This is a genomic window from Streptomyces sp. SID5785, from assembly GCF_009870065.1.
Classification (GTDB): Bacteria; Actinomycetota; Actinomycetes; order Streptomycetales; family Streptomycetaceae; genus Streptomyces.
Map to the genome: position 1 here is coordinate 1 of NZ_WWIA01000704.1, position 5,189 is coordinate 5,189.

Consider the following 5,189-nt stretch of genomic DNA (forward strand, 5'->3'; position numbering starts at 1 on the left):
CCACCGAGACCGCGATGGTCTTCGGCGAGCTCTACCGGCACGGCACGGAGTGGAAGTTCCGCGCCGTCGGCCAGGGGTACGCCTCGGGCCTGCGCGGCATCGCGCTCGACTACGGCGTCAACGTCTGACGCCCGCGCCCGCCGCCCCGGCGGGCGACCCGCTCAACCACCGGGCCCCGTACCGCGTCCTCGACACGGGGACGCGGCACGGCCCGGTCCGGCGGCCGCGCACGGCGTCGCAGTGACTTCACGAGGGGCAGGCAGCAGACATGGAGATCTCCGGCATCTTCACCGCGATCGTCATCGGCATCGTCATCGGCATTCTCGGCCGGCTGGTCATCCCCGGGCGCCAGCGCATCGGCGTCCTGTGGACCATCCTGGTCGGCGTTCTCGCCGCGCTCGTCGGCACCGCGGTCGCGGGCGCGTTCGGCGTGGCCGACACCCGCGGCGTCGACTGGATCGAACTCGCCATCCAGGTCGGCCTCGCCGCCGTCGGCGTCACGGGAGTGGAGCGCCTCAAGGGCCGCCGCTGACCGGCCCGCGCGCCCGGCCCGCCCGGGACGATGCGCGGGCCCACAGGCCGGCGGGAGGCGACCGCCCCACAGGCGGTCCGCCTCCCGCCGGTCTCCGCCGTCGCGTGCCCGTTCTCCGCTCAGGCCGCCGTCGGGCGCAGGCCGCCCCTCGGTTACGTTGGGCGGCGGGCGCCGGTGCCCGACCCGCTCGGGGCCGGCGGCCCCGACAGGAAGGGGAAAGGTCCGTTGTCCACCGGCACTCACGACCGCGACGGCCGACTCGGCGGTCACCAGAGCTACTTCGAGCGCATCGACGCGTCCCGTTACAAGTCCACCCCGCACGCGGGCGGCGCCTGGGACGTCGACGAGATGCACTTCAGCCCCCTCGGCGGACTCGTCGTCCACGCCGTCGACCGGTACCTCGCCGGGCGGCCCGGCGCCGAGGGCCTCGCCATCGCCCGGATCAGCTTCGACATCCTGGGCCGCCTGGCGCTCGACGAGTGCGAGATCACCGTGGAGAGCGTGCGGCCCGGCCGCACGATCGAGCTGCTCGAAGCCGTCGTCGTGATCGCCGGGCGCCCCGTGGTGCGGGCCCGCGCCTGGCTGCTCGCGTCCGCCGACACCGAGGCCGTCGCCGGGGGCGCCGCAGAGGTGCTCACCCCGCCCGAGGAGGTCGCCGCCTGGGACATGGCGTCCGTGTGGCCCGGCGGATACATCGCCTCGATCGACGTACGCCCGCTCGCACCGCCGCGGCCCGGCCGCACCACCGCCTGGATCGCCAGCCCGCTGGAGCTCGTGGCGGGCGAGCCTAGCAGCGCCCTCGCGTCGTTCGTCGCCCTGGTCGACACGGCCAACGGGATCGCGGTGCGCGAGTCGCCCACGGAGTGGATGTTCCCCAACGTGGACCTCACCCTGCACCTGCACCGCCAGCCGCGGGGCCGCTGGACCGGCCTCGACACGACGGTGACCTTCGGCCCGGCCGGGCACGGCGTCACCAGCACGGTGCTGCACGACGTCCACGGGCCCGTCGGTCACGCGCAGCAGATCCTCACGGTCAGGCCGCAGCGGCGCGGCTGACCCGCACGCCGCTCACGGCACCAGGAAGCCGCGGAACGTGACCGTGCGCCGCACCTCGAAGCCGAGCCGCCGGTAGAGGGCGAGCGCCGGGGTGTTGGCGGCGGCCACGTGCAGGAACGGACGCTCGCCCCGTGCCTCGATCCGGGCGGCCAGCGCACCCACGAGGCGCGCGGCATGGCCCCGGCCGCGCGCCTCGGGAGCCGTGCACACCGCGCTGAGCTCGGTCCACCCCGGCGGCCGCAGCCGCTCCCCGGCCAGGGCGACGAGCGCACCGCCCGCCCGGATCCCCAGGTAGCTGCCGAGCTCGTGGGTGCGCGGCCGGAACGGGCCCGGCCGGGTCCGCTCCACCAGGGCGAGCATCTCCGGGACGTCGGCCGCTCCCAGCTCGACGACGCCCGTCTCGTCGGCGGTCCTCTCCACGGCGCCTGTCTCGTCGGCGGCCTCCTCGCGGGCCGGGCGCACCAGCTGCACCCCGTCGAGCGAGAAGGCCGGCTCCCAGTCCGGCGGCGGCGTCGCGGGCGAACTGAACAGGTCGGCGAACCCGCCCCTGCCGCCGAGCAGTTCGGCCAGGTCCTTCCACGCGGCGGGCCCGGGACCGGGCGGCAGCGCCACGAAGGTCGCGACGTCCGGCGCATATCCCGAGGCCAGGCCGTGCCGGCGGGCCAGATGCGCGTGATGCCCGCGCAGCGACGCCCCGACGGGATCGTCGAGCACACAGGCACCGGCTGCATCGTCGTCGTAGGGGTCCGTCATGCGCGTCCTCCGGGGCTGCTGGTGCGGTGCCGGTCGGCTGCCGGCCCGGGCGCTCGTCCTGTTCCGGTGCGGCTCCGGTCCTGTTCCGGGCCGGCTCCGGTCCGGGCGCTCGTCCGGCGCTCGGAAGATCGTAGGCACACCGGCCGTCCGCCACGTCAGAGAGGCGTCAAGGGCCGGGGCGGCGCCGTCAGGGTGGCGTCAACACGGGGCCTCATCGCCCTTGGCCAGGGGTTTCCTCTGAGTGTCAGTTCCGAACCGAACCTTCACCCAGGGAGCTCACGATGGCCGACCTGGCCTTCGTCGTCACTACGATCGCGGTCTTCGCGCTGGTGGCCCTCGTCGCCAAGGGGGTGACGAAGCTGTGACCGCCGAGAACGTCGTGGGCCTGGTCGTGGCCGTCGCCCTCCTGGGCTATCTCGTCCTCGCCCTCATCCACCCGGAGAGGTTCTGAAGCCCGACATGAGCCCCGAACTCGCCGGCGTGCTCCAGATGCTCGCGCTCGTCGCGGCCCTCGCACTCGCCTACCGCCCCCTGGGCGACCACATGGCCCGGGTCTACTCCTCGCCGCGCCACCTGCGCGTCGAACGGTGGATCTACAAGGGCATCGGCGCCGACCCCGACACCGAGATGCGCTGGACCGCGTACCTGCGCGGCGTCCTCGCCTTCTCCGCGGTCGGCGTCCTCTTCCTCTACCTGCTCCAGCGCGTCCAGGGCGCTCTGCCCGGCTCGCTCGGCTTCGCCTCGATCGACCCCGACCAGGCGTTCAACACCGCCGCGTCGTTCGTCGCGAACACCAACTGGCAGTCGTACTACGGCGAACAGGCCATGGGCCACGTCGTGCAGACCGGCGGCCTCGCCGTGCAGAACTTCGTCTCGGCCGCCGTCGGCATCGCCGTCGCGGTCGCCCTCGTCCGCGGCTTCGCCCGCTCGCGCACCGGTGAACTCGGCAACTTCTGGGCCGACCTGGTGCGCGGCACCGTCCGTGTCCTGCTGCCGATCGCCGTCGTGGGCGCGCTCGTCCTGGTGGCCTGCGGCGCGATCCAGAACTTCGCCGGGATCCACGAGGTCGGCCAGTTCACGGGCGGGACGCAACAGTGGAACGGCGGCGCCGTCGCCTCCCAGGAGGCCATCAAGGAACTGGGCACCAACGGGGGCGGCTACTTCAACGCCAACTCCGCCCACCCCTTCGAGAACCCCGGCGGCCTGTCCAACCTCTTCGAGGTCTTCCTGATCCTCGTCATCCCCTTCGCCCTCACCCGCACCTTCGGCGTCATGGTCGGCTCCGTCCGGCAGGGGTACGTGATCCTCGCCACCATGGGCACCATCTGGGTCGCCTTCACCGGCCTGATGATGTGGACCGAGTTCGCCCACCACGGCTCCGCGCTGCAACTCGCCGGCGGCGCCATGGAGGGCAAGGAGAATCGCTTCGGCATCGGCGGCACGTCGATCTTCGCGGTCTCCACCACCCTCACCTCGACCGGCGCCGTCGACGGCTTCCACTCCTCGCTCACCGGTCTCGGCGGCGGCATCACGATGCTGGGCATGCAGCTCGGCGAGATCGCGCCCGGCGGCACCGGATCCGGTCTCTACGGCATGCTGATCATGGCCGTCATCGCGGTGTTCGTCGCGGGCCTCATGGTGGGCCGGACACCCGAGTACCTGGGCAAGAAGATCGGCACCCGCGAGATGAAACTCGCCGCCTGCTACCTCCTCGTCACCCCTGCGCTCGTCCTCGGCTTCACCGCCTTCGCGATGGCGCTGCCGACGCCGCGGCACTCGATGCTCAACCCCGGCGCGCACGGATTCTCCGAGATCCTCTACGCCTACACCTCAGGCGCCAACAACAACGGCTCCGCGTTCGCGGGACTCGGCGCCGACACCCAGTGGTTCAACACCACGATCGGCCTCGCGATGCTGCTCGGACGGTTCCTGCCGATGGTGTTCGTCCTCGCGCTCGCCGGCTCCCTGGCCGGACAGCGGCCCGTCCCGGCCACCGAGGGCACCCTGCACACCGCGAAACCGCTGTTCGCCGGCCTGCTCGTCGGCACGGTGGTCGTCATCACCGGGCTCACCTACTTCCCGGCCCTCGCCCTCGGGCCGCTCGCGGAGGGACTCGCCTGATGCGTACCGACACCGAAAAGCCCGAGCACCACGAGGAATCCATGTCCACCGTCACTCCCACCCGGGCACCACACCCGGACGCGCCCACCGGACACCAGCCCGCACCGGGCCGGGTCGGAGCGGGCCTCTTCGACCCGAAGCTGCTGCTCACCTCACTGCCCGGCGCCTTCCGCAAACTCGACCCGCGCGTGATGGTGAAGACACCCGTCATGTTCGTCGTGCTCGTCGGCTCCGTCCTGACCACGGCCTTCGCGTGCACCGATCCGACGGACGGGTTCGGCTGGGCCATCAGCGCCTGGCTGTGGCTGACCGTCGTCTTCGCGAACCTCGCGGAGGCCGTCGCCGAAGGCCGCGGCAAGGCGCAGGCCGACACCCTGCGACGGGCCAGGACGGACACCGTGGCCCGCCGCCTGGACGGCACCGAGGAGGTCCGTGTCGCCGGGACGGAACTGCGCATCGGCGACCGGGTCGTCTGCGAGGCGGGCGACGTCGTGCCCGGCGACGGCGACGTCGTCGAGGGCGTCGCCAGCGTCGACGAGTCCGCGATCACCGGCGAGTCGGCCCCCGTCATCCGCGAGTCCGGCGGGGACCGTTCCGCCGTCACCGGCGGCACGAAGGTGCTCTCCGACCGCATCGTCGTGCGGATCACGACCAGGCCCGGCGAGACGTTCATCGACCGGATGATCAACCTGGTCGAGGGCGCCGCACGGCAGAAGACGCCCAACGA

At 72.9% G+C, this 5,189-nt stretch carries 6 protein-coding genes and 1 pseudogene; 6 read left to right on the plus strand and 1 reads right to left on the minus strand.

From position 1 onward, the window contains the following. The 3 genes from GTW43_RS23165 to GTW43_RS23175 all read left to right on the plus strand — a co-directional run. On the plus strand, positions 1–128 hold a 128-nt coding region (locus tag GTW43_RS23165), incomplete at its 5' end, for a TerD family protein (protein WP_161303945.1). Between the two features lie 140 nt (positions 129–268). Next, a complete protein-coding gene (locus GTW43_RS23170) occupies positions 269–532 on the plus strand; it encodes a GlsB/YeaQ/YmgE family stress response membrane protein (protein ID WP_161303946.1) in 264 nt (87 codons plus the stop codon). A gap of 225 nt (positions 533–757) precedes the next feature. After that, positions 758–1,588, plus strand: a complete 831-nt coding sequence (locus tag GTW43_RS23175) for a thioesterase family protein (protein ID WP_237536770.1) — start codon at positions 758–760, stop codon at positions 1,586–1,588. 12 nt (positions 1,589–1,600) lie between these two features. Here GTW43_RS23175 and GTW43_RS23180 read toward each other — a convergent pair whose 3' ends face one another. Then, positions 1,601–2,341: a GNAT family N-acetyltransferase gene (locus GTW43_RS23180; protein ID WP_161303947.1), complete on the minus strand. Its 741-nt coding sequence runs from the start codon at positions 2,339–2,341 to the stop codon at positions 1,601–1,603. A 361-nt stretch (positions 2,342–2,702) separates the two neighbouring features. Between GTW43_RS23180 and kdpF the strand changes: the two genes are divergently transcribed. The 3 genes and pseudogenes from kdpF to GTW43_RS23195 all read left to right on the plus strand — a co-directional run. After that, entirely contained in the window at positions 2,703–2,792 is a 90-nt protein-coding gene (gene kdpF, locus GTW43_RS23185; protein WP_037855298.1) for a K(+)-transporting ATPase subunit F, read from the plus strand. An 8-nt stretch (positions 2,793–2,800) separates the two neighbouring features. After that, a complete protein-coding gene (kdpA, locus tag GTW43_RS23190; RefSeq protein WP_161303948.1) occupies positions 2,801–4,462 on the plus strand; it encodes a potassium-transporting ATPase subunit KdpA in 1,662 nt (553 codons plus the stop codon). Then, positions 4,462–5,189 (plus strand): annotated as a pseudogene (locus tag GTW43_RS23195) (potassium-transporting ATPase subunit B); the annotation flags it as partial. The gene kdpA and the pseudogene GTW43_RS23195, both read left to right, overlap by 1 nt.